Genomic DNA, 16,290 nt, shown 5'->3' with positions numbered 1-16,290 from the left:
AGATAATTTATGAGTAATTTTGATGAAATAAAAAAAGCTAATCCTGACAAAACCATTTACGATATTAATAGTGATGAATTTGCTGATTTTGGCTTAGTTTATAAACAGTATGATTTGAGTAAGGTTACCAGTTACATGGATTCTCAAGTGAAGATTCCAAGTGATCATAACGACTATATTCCTGATGATGAAAACCTTGAAAATGATGCCACAATCAAACAAATTGCGGCCGATGTTTATGCTGGTATGCCAATTTCAGCGGGTCCTTGTATGGGACAAAGCACTTCATTTTCAGCGATTGAATTCCATCAGGGCAGTGAAGTTAATATTACATTTACTGATGTGGTAATGGTTTTAGGCAAACGCCAAGATATTCATGATTATGAATACAATGCCGAAGAACATGCGAAACTCTTCTTTGTTCCGCGGGGCACAGTTTTTGAAATGTACAGTGATACCTTACATTATAGCCCATGCAAGGTGGACGACAGTGGTTTTAAGGCCATTGTGATGGTATTACAGGGTACGAATCAACCATTACCGGATGGGTTTAAAGCAACCAATAAAATGATTGTGAAACAAAACAAGTTCCAAATGGCGCATGCCGTTAGAAAAGATAAAATTGCACAGGGAATCTTACCTGGTGTCAAAGGCGCCTTAATCGACATTAAGCCAATTCAAAAATAAAGAGGTAGATCGAAATGGCTGATACAGAAAAGAAAACATTAACCAAAGAACAAAAGCATGAAGTTGATAATGCTGAAGTGTTACATCAGCAAATGATTAAAGAACAAATTGCCGAATTTCCAATTTCCAAAGTCGGTAGCAGATAATTATTTATTAACAGAATAGTCACATTAAGTCATCAAGATGAGCTGCATCTTGATGGCTTTTTTTGCAATTTTAGCGTAAATTGTTTTATAATGTAAAACGTTAGCTTGCTAACGAAATTGAGGAGATGAAATTGATGTCAAAAGATCTATCCAAATACGGACGGCTAGTGAAACATGCCAATAATACACTTAGTCGTCACATCGATACCTTTGCAGCTGGTTATGGCCTAACTGGTGTTCAGTTATCAATCATTGATTTTCTTGGCAAATATCCACAGCAAATGTGTTTACAACGTGATATTGAAACTGAGTTTGCTATCCGCCGATCAAGTGCCACCACGCTTTTACAACGCATGGAGAAAAAGGGATTGATTCTTCGGTTAGTTGCCAAGGATGATGCACGCCAAAAAGAAATTCAACTGACCAAAAAGGTGCAACCGTTTGTTCAGTTGAATCGTGATTATATGAAAGTTCAACGTACTAGTTTAGAAGCCCATTTTAGTCGCGAAGAACTCATGACATTTACCAAAATTTTACAATTTTTAATCGTTGATGAAGCCGGAAAAAATTACGGAAAGGAACGTGAGCGTTAATCGATATGAAAACTGAAACCAATCAACGGATTCGGCCACAAGTTATTGCAGCAGTCATTGCCACAGGGCTTATGTCCTTTAGTGGGGTCATTGTTGAAACAGCCATGAACATAACGTTCCCAACATTGATGAAAGAATTCAATGTGACCACCAGTATCGTGCAGTGGTTAACAACGGGGTATTTATTGACCGTAGCGATTATTGTGCCATTGTCTTCAGCACTGAAAACGCGATTTAGAACCAAATCTTTATTCATCACGGCCAACTTGCTTTTTTTAACAGGTCTAATCCTGGATGCAGTTGCACCGATTTTTCCCATTTTACTACTGGGGCGTATTATTCAGGGATGTGGCACTGGGATTGCACTGCCACTAATGTTCAATATTATTATTGATCAGGTCCCTAGCAGCAAAATTGGGATGATGATGGGCATTGGCACGTTAATTACAGCTGTGGCACCGGCAATTGGACCCACATTTGGTGGCGTTGTGGTAGCCAGTCTAGGTTGGCGGTTTGTCTTTATCATTTTAGTCCCATTGTTAGTGATTTCTTTGGTTACGGGAATTAAGACGATTGAACAAAAACGGCCTACACAAGCCATCAGATTTGATCCATTGAGTGTTTTATTAATTGCTGCGACCTTCATTGGCTTTATTTTAGGATTCAGCAATATGGGAGCGACACGTTTTATGAGCTTATCTGTGGCAGGTGCTCTTGTGGTGGGCGTGATTGGTTTAATGGGGCTGATTTATCGCAGTTTACATATTACGCAGCCAATTATTGATTTGCGCGTTTTAGGAAATGTGGCATTTGCTGCGCACGTGTTTGTGTTTTTCGCGTTGCAACTGATCTCGTTAGGTATGTCCTTCATCTTGCCCAACTATATGCAGCTGGTAAATGACGCAACTGCTACCATCGCTGGGTTAGTCGTTTTACCAGGTGCCGCTTTGGGAGCAGTCATGTCGCCAATCAGTGGCCGTATTTTTGATCGTTGGGGAGCTAAGAAACCTTTACTTACAGGTAGTACCATCGTATTTATCGGCCTAGTTTTATTTACAAGTTTCGCTCTAAACGTTTCAAATGGCTTGATCTTAACTATTTATGTCTTTTATATGTTTGGGATTGGATTGATTTTTGGAAATGTGATGACAAACGGATTATCTACATTAAAAAATGAGCAGCAAGCGGATGGCAATGCAATTTTAAACACCATTCAACAGTTTGCGGGTGCGGTTGGGACGTCAATTGTCTCTACCATAATTGGGGCAAGTCAGTTAAGTAAAAATGGCAATCAAGCTGACTTAACGGCGATCGGCTCACGCCACGCACTGTTGGTTTTGACGATTTTAATGGCCGTGACCTTCATGGTACTCGTGTACGCAATCAATCAAGCCGCTAAACAGAAAAAGATAGCTTAAAAAAACAAGACGGGAAATTTTCCTCGTCTTGTTTTTTTGGAAACTGATTAATTTTTTTCTGTGGATAACTTTCGAGGTGCAATTCCTAATTCTGCGAGCTGGCGATTTACCAATTCGTCGTGAATACGTGCAAGTCGATCTTGTTCAACCTTAGCTGTACCAGTAGGCTCAATTAGACATGCGGGCATATCAGTTTGTTTTTTATCAGCCATTTTGCCACCTGCTTTCTATCTTGATTGTCTCATGATTAGAAGCAGAATTAAAATAGTTTGCATAGAAGCTCTTTACTTGTCATAAGCCACAACTTCGGCGTGATTATCGGTAAAGTTGAGAATGTTAAGACTTCCATTTTTTATTGGTAAATGGACATCTATTTGTGGATTCAAAAGCTGAATCAGACTACGAATGGCATCCATGTGGGAGACCACAAGTAATGTTTCACCGTCATGTGCCTGTTCTGCCAATTGGTCGACACCAGCCAAGATCCGTTTTTTGAAAGTTTGGGCGTCTTCAGCCACTTTGAAAGGATCAGCGGCGTGCATGGCATCGCGCGCTTCATAAAATGTATGTTCACTCAAGAAATCGTCAATGCCACTGTAGCCTAGAGGCCGGCAAATGGTGTCCCAAGTTTCGGGACCATTAGCACCTTCAAAATAGCCAAAGAAAGCTTCCCGAATATTTTTGAGTTGGGTGACTTGCAAGGAATCGTTGTGCGTATCCTTTAAAATGATGTGAGCGGTATTGACAGCGCGGCTTAAGTCACTCGAGAAAGCTTGATCAAAATGGACGTTCTGGACTTTTTGAGCCGCTTGATGGGCGTCTTGAATGCCTTTTTCAGTTAAAGGTGCATCAGCCCAGCCCTGCATCCGGTCAAATTTGTTGAGATAAGTTTCGCCGTGACGAATAAGATAAACGGTAAATTTTTTGATAATGACACTTCCAGTCTGAGAGTGGCTAAAAGGCGAGTAAACTTTAAGCATCGCCTGAATAGTTAGTGTAGCGAAGTAAAAAGTATTGTTTTTAGACTTGTTTCTGCCATTTTTGGAAAACCAAAAACACTCTCCATATTATTTTATTAGTAAGATAAAAAAGAACAACGCAAAAACACACGCTGTTCCTATTTTACCATGTTTAATTTGTAAAAAGTGAGTTATGAAAATTCAATCCCGTATTCAAACGATTGTGTTTCCCCGGGTTCAGCGAAGTTGTTACCTTTCTTGTTCGCCCAATCAGTTGGGTGATCACTGGCTTGATCAGGAAGGCCAGCGAAAGGCTCGATACAAAGATAAGGCTCCGTTGCATTTTCCATGGTCCACAAGGTGATGTATGGGAAATGTTTGACATTAAGCTTGATTTCATGAGCGGTTTGATCAGAACTTAGGGTGACGGTTTCGATTTTTTTAGCATCCAAAATAATTAAGCCATCGTCAAAAGTGCGGTGATCTAGCTTCAATGCATTATTTTGATCTACGGCCGTGAAAGGTGCTTTGGTGCCATCACGGAATGGGGCAGGATTAATTCCCAGTTGTTCAATTTGCTTAGGATGTGGTCCAAATGTCAGGGTGTAGTCTTCAAATACACCGTCATCATCAATGGGAATATTAAAGCCAGGGTGTGAACCCAGAGCGTATGGCATGCTGGTTTTATCATTATTCGTAACGCTGTATTTAGTTAACAGCTGATTGCCCACAAGCTTGTAGTCAACTTGTAAGGTAAAGTCGAATGGATAGTATTCTTTTGTTTTGGGACTAGCTTTTAGTTCTAAAAGAACTTGATCGTCGGCTTTGCGCACATTTTCCCACTGGAGGTCCCGGGCAAAACCATGTTGAGGCATTGGATAAGTCTGACCATCCACAACGTAGTGATCGTCATTCGATCTCCCGATTGAGGGGAATAAGATTGGTGCATGGCGTTTCCAAGCTTTGCCATTCCAGATATAATCAAAATTACTTTTGACATCCACGACATGGGTAACTTGTGCACCAAGTTGGTCTATTTCAACTTCTAAATTGTTGTTTTTAATCGTAATCATTCATATTGCCTCTTTTCAATTTATTGGGTACAGGTATATGATGGAACAGTTGGCGAACAATGTAAAGGCTTTCTAAAACGAAATCTTAGAACTTTAACAAACTTTCGAAAAGTCATGTCCGTTGGCAATGAAAGCAGGAGGTAGTTTAGATTGATTAAGATGATTGCACTGGATTTGGACAACACCTTACTGAATTCAGAGAAGAAAATTAGTGAAACAAATACGCGGGTTTTAAAAAAATTGCATAGGCAAGGCAAACGAATTGTGTTATGCACAGGGCGGCCCATTAATGCGATTTGGGACTGGCTAAAACAATTAGAGTTAATGGGTGAAAAAGACTACTCGGTTAATTTCAACGGCTCTCTGGTTATTCATAATGTGGATAAACAACCTTTAATGGCCGACGGTATGAAACGGGCTCATTTTGCAGATCTCCATAAATTCTGCATGGCACATGGTTACCCACTCGATATCCTGGACTTTAATGGAGGATACCCAATTAATGACTTGCCACTTTCGGGTTATGAAAAACGCTTGGGTGGAAATATGCATTTTCTCCATACGCCATTTATCAAGTTGCCAGCCGTAGATTACAGCAAGGCGGTCATCTGCGCGACACCAGCAACTTTGAATCATATTGTGGTTCACATGCCGGCGCAACTCAAACAAGAATTTCATATTGTTCGGTCACAACCAATGATTTTGGAATTTTTGAAACCAGGAATCGATAAAGGATCTGCATTGGATGTGTTATTAGACCATTTTGGGTGGACACGCGAAAATTTAATGACTTTTGGGGATGCTCAAAACGACTTGGAAATGTTGGCTAGTGCGGGCGTGGGTGTTGCCATGGCAAATGGCACCCCAGAAGCGAAACAAACAGCTAATCAAGTGACCGCTGTTGATAATGATCACGATGGGGTTGCCCAATTTTTAACAACGTATTTTTCGCAAAATGACTAGATAAAAAGGATGAATCAGCAACTTGCTTTGGAGTGGGCGCAAAGATCTATGATAAGATAGTAAAATAATAACTCATATTTGGGAGATGGCTATTCGTGAAAGCAGCAGTATTTATTGAACCGGGAAAAATGGAAGCCCAAGAGGTGGCAAAACCAAAAATTGAAAAGGCAACGGATGCCCTGGTCAAAGTGGTTCGCGCATGTGTCTGTGGTTCCGACTTGTGGTGGTATCGTGGCATCTCTAAACGTCAGCCAAATTCCTTGGTTGGACACGAAGCCATTGGTGTGGTTGAAGAAGTTGGGACCGATGTGACTGATATTAAGGTTGGCGACTTTGTTATCGTGCCATTTACACATGGGTGTGGCCATTGTGCAGCATGTCTGGCTGGTTTTGATGGGGACTGTTTAAATCAAGAATCTGGTGGCAATGGTGGCTATCAAGGCGAGTATTTACGTTATACAAACGCCAACTGGGGCTTAGTCAAGATCCCGGGCAAGCCAGCTGATTATTCAGACGACCAATTAAATTCACTGTTAACTTTAGCGGATGTCATGGCAACCGGCTACCATGCAGCTGCTAGTGCGGAAGTGAAAAAAGGTGACACAGTTGTTGTTATGGGAGACGGTGCGGTTGGTTTATGTGGCGTCCTTTCAGCTAAGTTGCTGGGGGCAAAACGGATTATTGCGATGAGTCGTCACGAAGACCGCCAACAATTAGCACGTGAATTTGGTGCCACTGATATTATCCCAGAACGTGGGGATGAAGCGGTCAAGAAGGTTATGGAACTAACTGGTAGTGGTGCAGATGCGGTTTTGGAATGTGTCGGTACCGCACAATCCGTGGATACTGCTGTTAAGGTTGGTCGTCCTGGAGCCGTTGTCGGCCGTGTGGGTGTGCCTCAAAAAGCAGAAATGAACACGAACAATCTTTTCTGGCGCAACATTGGATTGCGTGGCGGACTTGCTTCGGTTACCACGGATGATAAAGCCGTCTTGTTAGATGCGGTTTTAAGCGGTCAGATTAATCCTGGAAAGGTCTTTACAAAGCGTTTTGATTTGGACCACATCCAAGACGCCTATGAGGCTATGGACAAACGAACAGCGATCAAATCATTGTTGATCGTAAGCGAAGGCTAAATTAATAAAAAAATCCCCAAAATCTCGATGCAAGTTGGCAAAGTGCTAACTGTGTTGAGATTTTTTATGTGTTCGAAAGTTTAATAGAACTGGAAGTGAGTTGATTGTGGCAGAAGGTATTTCGTGCTATGATTTTGTGTAACCGCTATCGGAATCGAACCATGAAGTTGAAAAACTCACGCAACTGGTTGGAGCAACAAAATGAATTAAAGAATGGAGGGGGATTAAATGTCTAAGAATCGATTAGAAGCTTTCACAGATGCTGTGATTGCAATTATTATGACTATTTTAGTCTTGGAATTAAATCCGCTGACCGATTTATCTTGGCATGGTTTGTGGCATATTCGAACCGAGCTACTTTCGTATATGTTTTCCTTTTTTATTTTGGCAGTGACTTGGAACAATCATCACCATATGTTGCAAGCAGCTAAAAAGATTAGCGGTAGTGTGCTCTGGGCTAATATGAATTTATTATTTTGGCTGTCGCTATTTCCTTTTGTCACAGCAACTGTGGATAGAAACTGGTATTCTCGCTTTGCTGAATTGCTTTATGTAGCCCTTTATTTGTTGTATAACATTGCGTGGAATGGTTTAAAAATGACCTTAACACGGGCTAACCCAGAGTTAGTTGCGGTTCTGGGGCATAAAGATACCTATACCTTTTTTGCTGTTCTGGTGATCATGGGACTCACGTATTTTTGGCCGATCCTGGGAATCATTGGCTGTTTTGGGATCACGTTGTTTTGGGTGATTCCTTATAAAGAAGTGGAGGAATTGTTTAGGATGGGTAATACACAAGATAAGAAGTAAATAAGGGTAGAAAAACCTGATTTGTTCAACAAAATGAAAGATTAAGCGCTGTAAAGATGCTTAATCTTTTTTTATAAAAATATTCCTGTATAAAGTTCTACTTAAAAGTGTAAGGTTTAAGTAGAAAAAATTAGATTCTGTTGGCGATTTAACGTCAATTCGTCTTAAATGGGATGCTGACTATGATACGGATGATATTGACGATGACAATTTTAGCCATACCTACGATACGACAATCCAATTAAATTAAGCTGTAAAAAGTATAAAAAAGTCCGCATATATTCCGCCACTTGACGATCAGAAATAAGAGATGGTGGGCGCTGTGATTTGAGCCTAAAAAGATCCAAACATTCGTATTCAGAATGCTTGGATCTTTTTATTATGATTGCATTTAGACTAAACACCCAACAGCAACTTTTAGTTACTTGGACGAATCACGTTTGCCAATTGAAAATTTCCTTGATCAAAGTGATAGACAAAAATTGTGCCATTTGAAAAGCCTTTTTTCAATTCTTCAGAAGGATCCTGCAACATGCGTAAAAAGTTAAAACAAGCACCGCTATGGGAAACCGCTAAAACATTATGGTGATCCGATTGAGACATAATAGTCGTCAAACAGTGCAACATACGTTTACCAACGGCATTAGAAGACTCACCGCCGTAGGGCAGAAAAAAGGTTTCAAAATCTTTAGGTGTTTTCGGACTTAACGCTTCACTTTCACCTTCAAAAATACCATAATTTTGTTCCTTTAGAGCTTTCAATCTAGTGTAGTCTAAACGATTGTTTAAGATTAATTCAATCGTGTCGCAACAACGTTCTGAAGTGGAACTATACGCGTGGTCAAGCGGAATATTTCTAAAAAAGCCACTTAATTTTTGGGCTTGGTTAATCCCATTCTCAGTTAAAGGTGAGTCACACCACCCCTGAATTTTATGGGCGACATTAAAAAGCGTTTCGCCATGGCGTACGAGATATAAAGTTTTCATTTTTTGGCCTCTTCTAGCATCTTTTAACGATCAGTTATTTTCTTATCTCTATTTATAAATCATAGTCCTTGAAGTATACTTCAAGTCAAGGGGTGAGAATCTTGAAAATTGACGCGGTCGCAAAACAATTTAATGTTTCCACGGCAACAATTCGTTATTATGAGCGTGAGGGGTTATTAGGCCCCATTAATCGGGTGAATGGTATCCGTCAGTTTGCATCCAGCGATCTTGAGCGTATTGATTTTATTTTATGTGTCAAAGAATGTGGCATGACGCTGGCACAAATCAAACATTTTCTGGCAATTTATCAAAAGGGTGACGACACAATCGAAGAAAGATTGACCATTTTGCAAGATCAGTTAGTGCAGTCCGAAGAAAAAGTGAATCAGTTGAAAAGATCCATCCAGCATTTAAAGACTAAAATTGAAGATGTCAAACAATTAATGTGAATGAAAAAAAGATCAAGCAGCGCGTGAAGCGACATGCTTGATCTTTTTAGGTTAAAACCTAATTATTTACTGAATGGTTACGGGTTATGATCTTAAATGTGATTTGATAAACAATGATAAATAAGATCACATTTAATGTCCAACTTAGAATCATCGTGGCAATGCCTGCACCAGTTAGGTGTTGTGCCAAGAAGAAACCGACAAGGATAAACACAATTAAAGCTAAGGGTGTGGATAACCATGCTTGCTTAGTTAATTGTTGCCGTCCAATTTTTGCCATGTATGGTAACACTGCAGAAAGGGCAATGAAAATAATTGGAATGACAATGTTTAACGTTAACTCTTTGGTGTATAACACCGTTCCTGGAGTTGCATCCGTTGGTCGAATTCCCATCACAGAGAAGACTAGGGTAATAACTAAACACCAAAGTCCGACTAACCACGCGAAACGATCGTTTTTGATAAATTTGTACTCTGAAGGATAGTCCTTGCTCTTCGCACGAATACGCATGAAAGCATAAAATACAAAACTAGTGACAAATGGCGATACAATTCCGTTGATATTTAATAGCCAGTTGAACATGTCATTGATACTTGGCAGCCAGTTACTTAGGAACAAAACTAGTGAAACGATCAAGGTGGTTAACCAGTAACCGTTAATTGGTAACCCGTCATTGTTCAACTTCGTCAATCGTTTTGGTAGATATTGCTTAGCCACATTTGAAAGGAAGATCCGGGTGCTGGCATCCAAAATAACAGCTAACTGCGCGCACATATAAATGAACTGAGCGACCGCAAAGATGTACATCAGAACGTTTCCCATACCGAATTGCTTTCCTAAGGCTTGGAAGGCGTAATAGGAACCGTTCATTTTCAAGTCATATGGCAAATGGTGGGCGTTAAAGAAGACACCCAGTGAGAAGGAACCAAAGACCGTTAGGAAACCGGTCATAATCAGAAGCATCATCATGGCTTTAGGGAAATCACGGTTACCGTGTTTCATCTCTTTGACATATGGACCCGCTAATTCTGCGCCATTGATGGCAAAGATTAGTAATCCAAAAGTGGAAAGAAAATGGCCATTAATTTTAGGGATGAACGCGCTCAGATTGAAAGGTTGCGTTTCAATATGACGGCCATGCATCAAAGCGGCAACGGTCATAACCACGAAGAGAATGGTCATCACGAACATGGCACCACCACCAATGGTACTCATAATTTCTAGAGACTTGTTCTTGAATAAATGCTGGAACCAAATGAAACCTAAGAAAATAACGGCGGTAAAAACGGCAAACATGAAAGTTGACATGTATTTATTTAAATCGCCATTTCCCTTTACTAACCAGCTGATGGACACAACTACTGAGTTGGCCACATCAACCACGTAAGGTAAGCCGGCAATCCAGTACAGAAACGCAACCATATAACCGGCTAAATCGCCGTTAGTGGAGCGAATCCAAGAAGAAAGACCGCCACCTTCATTTTGAAAGGCGGACCCCAGTTGACCAACCATCATTTCATATGGCCAGACAAACAGAATTAACATTAAAATCCAGGTTGTGACAATGGCCAAACCTTGGTTATGAAAGTTATAAATTAAATCGTCAAAGCCAATTACCGTAACAAAGTCCATTAGGGCAACGACCGGCCAACTGATGAAGTGCTTATTTGTATCTAAGGGTGAAGTTTGCATTGTAAAAATTCTCCTATATAAAGGCAAGTTTAACTTGCGCTATTTAATTATTTCATCATTGTTATTGAAGTAATTAACTGAAATCGAAGAATCTTGAATGGTGACTTTGGTAAGACTTCCGTTGCTTGGACTGGTTGTAATATCCATGTCCGGTGCATAACGTCCCACAATACTGCGAATGGTCGTACCATGCGTGACCACCAGAATTTTATCCTGATCTTCACTATGCGCAATTAAGTACTGGAAGCCCTTGTCTAAACGTTTCCAAAAATCAAAGTGATCTTCGGCTTCGTGAAAGGGATCCGCAGCTTTAACCGCATTTTTGGATTCGCTAATATCGTGATGTAATAGGAATTCGTGGAAAGTCCGTGCTTGACTAACTGGTTTTAAGACCTGGAACCAAGTTTGGGCAGAGTCCGCGCCTTCAAAGTAACCATAAAATTCTTCGCGAAATTCGGCTAATTGTTTAACTTTAAGGCCAGGTGATTTATTACTGTGGACGATGGTGGTTGCGGTATTATAAGCTCGCGTTGTGTCGCTTGAGTATGCCGCATCAAAGGCGATGTTAGCTAATTTACGACCAACTTTTTTGGCATCTTGCCAACCTTTGGGTGTTAATGGCGAATCCGACCATCCCTGCATACGATTGTAACGGTTAAAATAAGTTTGTCCGTGACGCACAAAATAAATTTCAATAGTTTTCAAGAAATAACCTCCCTTCGTCTAAATGTCCAGAAGCTATTGTATCATAGGCTACGACTGGTTTTATAACATTTTTTCTTTTCTATTTTTGATAAGTTTTCAAAAAGTGGTTATTTAACTAACTAGGTATCGCTTACATGAACACTAAAAAAGCTATGAAAAAATGAAAACTTTTCATAGCTTTTTTAAAGCACAGTGTGCTTAATTTATTTTGCTGAGCTCACGGCGAATTTCTTCGGTATTGGTTTTATCACCAGAAAAGATAATGCGGTCATTTAACTCCAATTGTGTGGACCCACCTGGCCGAATGAGGCGATAATTCCGGAAAATTTGGCTGATTGTAATTTGATCGATAAAGGGAAGATTCTTAATTTCCATTCCTGTGTACTTACGATTACGTACCTGTACCTCAAAAATCGTATTCTTGGTGTCATTCAGAATTAATAAAGTCGATGGTGTTTCAATCAGACCACGGAGCATGGCAATATTAACTTCTGGGGTATTATAGACTTCGATGCCAAGCCCTCGCAATTCCGTTTCATGTTCGTTTAAAATGTTGTGATCCTCAAAGCGAACAATGACTCGTGGCACGCCGTAAGCCTTTGCCGCTTTAGCGAGTTCATAATTTTCCTGAGCCCGAAAATGGCCCACAACTAAGATATCCGTGTCAAAAACACCTTGGGCAATCATGGCTTGTGGATTTAAGTTAGCGAGCAGGTGTGCGTTAACCTCACTATTGTACGTGCGAAAGTTCTTTTCGTTGTCCGTATACATCTGTATTTGATACCAGCCCTTAGTGAGTTGTTGGGCGACGGGAACGGTGAAAATATTGGTACCAATAAAATGTACGACCTGCTTCTTCAAGTCCTCAGGTTCTGGTTGATAAGTCTTACCGAAAATTAGAGGTGAGATGACACAGGTTAACACAGCTGCCAGTAAAAAGGCCCCTGACTGATGGCTGTTAATCGTGTGCATGTTCGAAGCAACTTGCAAAATGGCGACCACCATCGTAATGGTAGCAGCTGACAAGCTCATACCAGCTAGGGAATTGGCACTTTTGAATCGTAATTTTAAGATTGGAAAGATGGCTAATTTGGCAATCAGATAAGCCAAGAAAAATAGTGGAATGAGTGTGAGTGCCTCTGGATCATTCAACAAAGTTTTTAGGTTTAGACTTACACCGCTCATCATAAAGAAGATGGGGATAAAAAAGCCGTAACCAATTGAATCTAACTTGTCCTTGGTACTCTGACTGGGACGCAAAAGTTTTAAAATAATGCCGGCAATAAAAGCGCCCAAGATGTTTTCCGCACCAACCGAAGAGGCTACCGTGACCATGGCCACGATCAGGAAAAAGGCGAGGCGAATATCAAGTTGGGTAGTCGATTTATTAATTTGTTCAAAAAAATTGAAAAAGAATTTAAAGCGGCGCAGTAAAAAGACGGCCGCAATGATAATTAAGAAAAGTAACCACAGACTTTTACTGCTGTTGCCAAAAACAGAGGCATAAAAAGTGAGCCCTAGTAAAGGCATGACTTCGCCTAAAACGGCGATTAAAAGCACAGTTTGACCAAAGGCTTTACTGAGAAGTTCATTTTCTTTGAGTGTGGCAATCACAATTCCCAGTGAAATAGTGCTAAACAAAATGGCAGCTAGCCAAAAATCAGAGAAAAGATTTAGCCACTTGAAAATGCCGGCTAGACCTAATGAAATCACCATGATTGTGCCATAAGCCAGACAGGCTAGAATAACGGGCGACCAGCGTGAGGTTTGCGCGGCCGTTTTTTGAGCGAGTGGTGAAGTCGGCTGTTTCTTTTTGAAAAGGTCGAAATCAATCTCCATGCCGCTTAAAAAGAGCAGAATGATCACACCAATATCGGACAGTTGATTTAAAATATCGGTAGCGTGGACTAAGCTTAGTAGGCTTGGTCCAAGAATAACACCTAAGAGAATCTCCACAACGGCTGTTGGTAAAAAAGTCAGCTTTAAGCGAGCCATCAACATTGGGGTGACCAAAGCTGCAAATAACATTATGAGTAACGAAACTTGGTTCATAGTAATTGCCTCCCACACCATCTTAAATATTGGTCCAGAATAGCACAAGTTTTTTAGGGAAACAATGAAAAAGGGGCGCGGCAACGAGCGGATTTTAGCTATTATTAAAGCGCACAAAAAATTAATTCACAGAAAATGGCTACCTGTGTGCGATTATCTTTGAGTTAGGGCAAGAAAAGTGGTAAGATATTTACTTAAATTATAGGAAGTAATTGCTTCTTATAATTTAAGTTTACGTCGTTTTAAAGTCACAGTTAAGAGACGGCGATTCATATAAAAAATAAGTATGTCAACTATTTGGAGGGGTTTTATGGCCGATTCAATTCAAAAGTATGAACAGACCCACTTAAACGAAGTCGTTGCCAAAATTCAACAAGCAATTCAAAAGGCAACGAAGGATGTCAAAACAGCGGAGACCGACTCCAAAGCGATTGATAAGAATTTCAGCAATGAAGTACGGATGAACACAAGTACGTATTCAGGCATGATGGATACTGCAATTTCTGTACGACAACAACAACAACTCTTAAATGAACGCCAAAATAGCTGGCGGCATGCGAGCCAACAGTTAGATGTACTGAAGCGACTTGAGAAACGCCCGTATTTTGCGCGGATTGATTTTCATGAAGCAGGCGAAAAAAACGACGAGACGATCTATATTGGTTTAGGGTCGTTTTCGGATACACCAGAGCATTTTCTGATCTATGACTGGCGTGCACCCATTTCTAGTGTTTACTATGATGGCAAGCTAGGCAATGTCTCCTACGAAACGCCAGATGGTACGCAAGAAGTGGACGTCAAATTAAAACGGCAGTTTACCATTGAAGACGGCACGATTGTCACAATTTTTGATACGGATGAAACAATTGGGGACCAAATGTTGTTGCAGGCTCTGGGAAATTCATCAGATACCAAGATGAAGAGCATTGTGTCTACAATTCAAAAGGAACAAAACCAGATTATTCGGGATACGCATTCCGATTTACTGTTTGTGCAGGGAGCAGCTGGTTCTGGTAAAACAGCCGCTATTTTGCAACGGGTTGCTTACCTATTGTACCGTTACCGGGGGCATTTAACGGCAAGCCAAGTGATCATGTTTTCACCAAACCAGATTTTTAACGACTATGTGGACCAAGTGTTGCCTGAATTAGGTGAGCATAACATGGTACAAATGACGTATTACCAGTTCACCAAACGCCGCATTCCCAACATGGATGTGGAAACTTTACAGCAGCGTTTTGAAGGGAAAACCGATCCGGTTTCTAAAAAGATTCGTCAGTTAGAAAATAGTTTGACGTACTTCAAAGCAGTGACCAAGTACGCTAAGCATCTAGAAACAGCTGATATGAAATTCCGGAACTTAGTTTTTCGGGAGAAACCTTTGGCTGATCAGGAACGTATTCGAGAAATTTATTACAGTTTCAACGAAAATTATCATTTAGGTAATCGTTTGGATGCCACTAAAGAAACATTATTGAAGTCTTTGAATCATCGAATTGGTGGGGAAGTACGGTCCAAATGGGCTGAAAAAGCTGTGCAGTCCTTGAATCATGAAGATTTAGAAAAGCTATACGGTGGCGAACCTCGCGAATTTGATGATAGTGATAAAGAGTTTAAGTTTTTAGCACGTAAACTTGTGATTAAGGCGTTACAGCCTGTTCGCAATGCGATTGTGCATAATCGCTTTTTAAACATTAATGCCCAGTATGTGCATTTCTTACGCAGTGTGCCTCACTTGATTCATCTTGAGAAGTTTGGCTTAACTGAAGCTGACTGGCAAGGCTATGTGGAAGAAACCATTGCAGGCTTAAAAAATCATCAGATTTCTTTAAATAATACGTCCGCTTATCTTTATCTCTATGATTTAATCGTGGGGAAAAAGGGTGAACGTGATATGCGCTACGTGTTTATTGATGAGATTCAGGATTATACGGCCTTTCAATTGGCTTATCTCAAATTCAATTACCCACGCGCAAAGTTTACACTGCTTGGTGATTTGAACCAATCCATTTACAGTAATGAGAATTCGACCACCTTACTTGCTGAGTTATCCACAATGTTTGATAAAGATAAGACACGTGTCATTCAACTCGAAAAGTCTTATCGGTCTACACAACAAATTACTGATTTCACAAAAGAAATTTTGAAAAATGGTGAAGCAATTGAAGCCTTTCAGCGTGAAGGCGAGTTGCCAGTTATAAGTGTTCAAGCCACAACTGATGCGGCGGTTAAGCGAGTGCAGCGACAATTAGTACAAAATCAAAACGATGGGGAAAGCACAGCCATCATTGGGAAGTCCGTTGCGGCGTGTGTTCAAATTACGGATGCGTTACGTGCGGCCGGTGAAAAAGTGACGCTGATTCGTACAGAAAACCAGCGATTGGCAGAAGGCGTTGTGGTGGTTCCGTCATTTTTGGCAAAGGGACTGGAATTTGACGCCGTCATCGTCTGGGATGCCTCTGAAAAGACCTATCAAGATGAAGATGAACGCCAGTTGTTATACACAATCTGTTCACGAGCCATGCATCGACTCACGGTGATTGCTACCAAACAGATGTCACCGCTATTTGATCGTGTCAATTCGAAGTTGTACACAACGGACTAAGCTTTTAGTGAGGC

16 protein-coding genes are annotated in these 16,290 nt (G+C 40.6%); 9 read left to right on the top strand and 7 right to left on the bottom strand.

Translation table 11 applies throughout. The features are described 5' to 3' along the window. Nucleotides 1-9: 9 nt before the first annotated feature. The 4 genes from IV80_RS02375 (at nt 10) to IV80_RS02365 (ending at nt 2,844) form a co-directional block, all read left to right on the top strand. Nucleotides 10-687 (top strand): DUF4867 family protein, encoded by a 678-nt coding sequence (locus IV80_RS02375; protein WP_057748961.1) that lies wholly within the window; start codon nt 10-12, stop codon nt 685-687. A 14-nt stretch (nt 688-701) separates the two neighbouring features. Next, on the top strand, nt 702-833 hold the full coding sequence (locus IV80_RS10225; protein WP_261763746.1) for a hypothetical protein: 132 nt from the start codon (nt 702-704) through the stop codon (nt 831-833). A 134-nt stretch (nt 834-967) separates the two neighbouring features. Then, nucleotides 968-1,426 (top strand): MarR family winged helix-turn-helix transcriptional regulator, encoded by a 459-nt coding sequence (locus tag IV80_RS02370; RefSeq protein ID WP_057748958.1) that lies wholly within the window; start codon nt 968-970, stop codon nt 1,424-1,426. Nucleotides 1,427-1,431: 5 nt separating this feature from the next. Then, nucleotides 1,432-2,844, top strand: a complete 1,413-nt coding sequence (locus IV80_RS02365) for a DHA2 family efflux MFS transporter permease subunit (protein ID WP_057748954.1) — start codon at nt 1,432-1,434, stop codon at nt 2,842-2,844. A gap of 47 nt (nt 2,845-2,891) precedes the next feature. Here IV80_RS02365 and IV80_RS10065 read toward each other — a convergent pair whose 3' ends face one another. The 3 genes from IV80_RS10065 to IV80_RS02355 form a co-directional block, all read right to left on the bottom strand. Continuing rightward, on the bottom strand, nt 2,892-3,056 hold the full coding sequence (locus tag IV80_RS10065) for a hypothetical protein (protein WP_157048825.1): 165 nt from the start codon (nt 3,054-3,056) through the stop codon (nt 2,892-2,894). Between the two features lie 72 nt (nt 3,057-3,128). Then, nucleotides 3,129-3,824: a histidine phosphatase family protein gene (locus IV80_RS02360; protein ID WP_057748951.1), complete on the bottom strand. Its 696-nt coding sequence runs from the start codon at nt 3,822-3,824 to the stop codon at nt 3,129-3,131. Nucleotides 3,825-3,994: 170 nt separating this feature from the next. After that, on the bottom strand, nt 3,995-4,876 hold the full coding sequence (locus IV80_RS02355) for an aldose 1-epimerase family protein (protein WP_057748948.1): 882 nt from the start codon (nt 4,874-4,876) through the stop codon (nt 3,995-3,997). Between the two features lie 159 nt (nt 4,877-5,035). Between IV80_RS02355 and IV80_RS02350 the strand changes: the two genes are divergently transcribed. From IV80_RS02350 to IV80_RS02340, 3 genes are all read left to right on the top strand, one after another. Further along, nucleotides 5,036-5,839 (top strand): Cof-type HAD-IIB family hydrolase, encoded by an 804-nt coding sequence (locus IV80_RS02350; RefSeq protein ID WP_083490498.1) that lies wholly within the window; start codon nt 5,036-5,038, stop codon nt 5,837-5,839. Nucleotides 5,840-5,934: 95 nt separating this feature from the next. Beyond that, a complete protein-coding gene (locus IV80_RS02345) occupies nt 5,935-6,975 on the top strand; it encodes a zinc-dependent alcohol dehydrogenase family protein (protein ID WP_057748942.1) in 1,041 nt (346 codons plus the stop codon). A gap of 228 nt (nt 6,976-7,203) precedes the next feature. Then, nucleotides 7,204-7,785 carry a TMEM175 family protein gene (locus tag IV80_RS02340; RefSeq protein ID WP_057748940.1) on the top strand — a complete coding sequence of 194 codons (582 nt, stop codon included), beginning with the start codon at nt 7,204-7,206 and terminating at the stop codon, nt 7,783-7,785. Nucleotides 7,786-8,202: 417 nt separating this feature from the next. Here the strand turns inward: IV80_RS02340 and IV80_RS02335 are convergent, their stop codons facing one another. Further along, nucleotides 8,203-8,772 (bottom strand): histidine phosphatase family protein, encoded by a 570-nt coding sequence (locus IV80_RS02335; RefSeq protein ID WP_057748937.1) that lies wholly within the window; start codon nt 8,770-8,772, stop codon nt 8,203-8,205. 101 nt (nt 8,773-8,873) lie between these two features. Here IV80_RS02335 and IV80_RS02330 point away from each other — a divergent pair, with 101 nt between their 5' ends. Beyond that, a complete protein-coding gene (locus IV80_RS02330; RefSeq protein ID WP_057748934.1) occupies nt 8,874-9,221 on the top strand; it encodes a MerR family transcriptional regulator in 348 nt (115 codons plus the stop codon). Nucleotides 9,222-9,279: 58 nt separating this feature from the next. Here the strand turns inward: IV80_RS02330 and IV80_RS02325 are convergent, their stop codons facing one another. From IV80_RS02325 to IV80_RS02315, 3 genes are all read right to left on the bottom strand, one after another. Beyond that, nucleotides 9,280-10,914, bottom strand: a complete 1,635-nt coding sequence (locus IV80_RS02325) for an APC family permease (RefSeq protein ID WP_057748931.1) — start codon at nt 10,912-10,914, stop codon at nt 9,280-9,282. 39 nt (nt 10,915-10,953) lie between these two features. Beyond that, nucleotides 10,954-11,619 (bottom strand): histidine phosphatase family protein, encoded by a 666-nt coding sequence (locus IV80_RS02320; RefSeq protein WP_057748928.1) that lies wholly within the window; start codon nt 11,617-11,619, stop codon nt 10,954-10,956. 198 nt (nt 11,620-11,817) lie between these two features. Continuing rightward, entirely contained in the window at nt 11,818-13,671 is a 1,854-nt protein-coding gene (locus tag IV80_RS02315; protein ID WP_057748926.1) for a cation:proton antiporter family protein, read from the bottom strand. 310 nt (nt 13,672-13,981) lie between these two features. On the opposite strand from IV80_RS02315, the gene helD reads away from it, so the two are divergent. Then, nucleotides 13,982-16,276 carry an RNA polymerase recycling motor HelD gene (gene helD / locus IV80_RS02310; RefSeq protein ID WP_057748923.1) on the top strand — a complete coding sequence of 765 codons (2,295 nt, stop codon included), beginning with the start codon at nt 13,982-13,984 and terminating at the stop codon, nt 16,274-16,276. Nucleotides 16,277-16,290 lie beyond the last annotated feature (14 nt).

Source organism: Pediococcus cellicola, assembly GCF_001438655.1.
GTDB lineage: Bacteria > Bacillota > Bacilli > Lactobacillales > Lactobacillaceae > Pediococcus > Pediococcus cellicola.
The sequence above is the reverse complement of the archived record's forward strand: the minus strand, read 5'-3'. Positions and strand labels throughout refer to the sequence as shown.

What these genes read in the sequence shown, in the direction of transcription:
- IV80_RS10225 (WP_261763746.1), top strand. Translation starts at nt 702, where the DNA reads ATGGCTGATACAGAAAAGAAAACATTAACCAAAGAACAAAAGCATGAA.
- IV80_RS02355 (WP_057748948.1), bottom strand. Translation starts at nt 4,876, where the DNA reads ATGATTACGATTAAAAACAACAATTTAGAAGTTGAAATAGACCAACTT.
- IV80_RS02315 (WP_057748926.1), bottom strand. Translation starts at nt 13,671, where the DNA reads ATGAACCAAGTTTCGTTACTCATAATGTTATTTGCAGCTTTGGTCACC.
- helD (WP_057748923.1), top strand. Translation starts at nt 13,982, where the DNA reads ATGGCCGATTCAATTCAAAAGTATGAACAGACCCACTTAAACGAAGTC.
- IV80_RS02340 (WP_057748940.1), top strand. Translation starts at nt 7,204, where the DNA reads ATGTCTAAGAATCGATTAGAAGCTTTCACAGATGCTGTGATTGCAATT.
- IV80_RS02360 (WP_057748951.1), bottom strand. Translation starts at nt 3,824, where the DNA reads ATGCTTAAAGTTTACTCGCCTTTTAGCCACTCTCAGACTGGAAGTGTC.
- IV80_RS02375 (WP_057748961.1), top strand. Translation starts at nt 10, where the DNA reads ATGAGTAATTTTGATGAAATAAAAAAAGCTAATCCTGACAAAACCATT.
- IV80_RS02370 (WP_057748958.1), top strand. Translation starts at nt 968, where the DNA reads ATGTCAAAAGATCTATCCAAATACGGACGGCTAGTGAAACATGCCAAT.
- IV80_RS10065 (WP_157048825.1), bottom strand. Translation starts at nt 3,056, where the DNA reads ATGGCTGATAAAAAACAAACTGATATGCCCGCATGTCTAATTGAGCCT.
- IV80_RS02335 (WP_057748937.1), bottom strand. Translation starts at nt 8,772, where the DNA reads ATGAAAACTTTATATCTCGTACGCCATGGCGAAACGCTTTTTAATGTC.
- IV80_RS02325 (WP_057748931.1), bottom strand. Translation starts at nt 10,914, where the DNA reads ATGCAAACTTCACCCTTAGATACAAATAAGCACTTCATCAGTTGGCCG.
- IV80_RS02350 (WP_083490498.1), top strand. Translation starts at nt 5,036, where the DNA reads ATGATTGCACTGGATTTGGACAACACCTTACTGAATTCAGAGAAGAAA.
- IV80_RS02365 (WP_057748954.1), top strand. Translation starts at nt 1,432, where the DNA reads ATGAAAACTGAAACCAATCAACGGATTCGGCCACAAGTTATTGCAGCA.